The organism is Roseateles sp. P5_E1 (assembly GCF_054049335.1).
In genome coordinates, this window is record NZ_JBFUMN010000165.1 from 1 (window position 1) to 818 (window position 818).

1 protein-coding gene is annotated in these 818 nt (G+C 65.6%); it reads left to right on the plus strand.

The window, feature by feature from the left end; genetic code table 11:
* Nucleotides 1–818 (plus strand): FtsX-like permease family protein (locus ACXJKJ_RS30380; protein WP_457395123.1); only part of this gene is annotated, 818 nt, incomplete at both ends.

The following is an 818-nucleotide window of genomic DNA, read 5'->3' on the forward strand; positions in this document are numbered from 1 at the left end:
GGATACGGCCAAGAAGGATCCGCGCGTAGCGGGTGCCGCGCCGTATATCGAGATCCAGGCCATGCTCAGCGGTCCGCGCGTGCAGGGTGCGATCGTGCAGGGCATCGATCCGGCGCTGGAGCCGGGTGTCTCGGTGATCAACCAGAAACTGGTCAAGGGCAGCTTCGACAGCCTTACGACCGGCAGCTACAACCTGCTGGTCGGCAAGGAGCTGGCGATCTGGCTGGGCGTGGATGTCGGCGACACCGTGCTGGTGACGCTGGCCGAAGTGCTGGGCACCCCGGTCGGGGCGATGCCGCGGCTGAAGCGCTTCACCGTCAGCGGCATCTTCGAGGCCGGCTACAACGAAATCGACAAGGGCGTGGCGTTCGCCAACATGGCCGACCTGGAGCGCGTGCTGCGCATGGACGGGGTCACCGGCGTGCGGCTGAAACTGCATGACATGGACAAGGCGCTGGACGTGGGCGTGGACCTGGCCCACACCCTGGGCGGCGGTTACCGGGTCAGCGACTGGACCCAGCAGAACGCCAACCTGTACCACTCGCTGCGCATGGAAAAGGTGGTGATGGGCATCCTGCTCTCGCTGATCATCGCCATGGGCGCGTTCAATCTGGTGTCCTCGCAGGTGATGCTGGTCACCGACAAGCAGGCCGACATCGCCATCCTGCGCACGCTGGGGCTCACCCCGGGCGGGGTGATGCAGGTGTTCATGGTGCAGGGCTCGCTGATCGGCATCATCGGCACCGTTGCCGGCGTGATCGGCGGCATCACCCTGACCTTGAACCTGGAGCGCATCCTCGGTGCGATCGARACCCTGT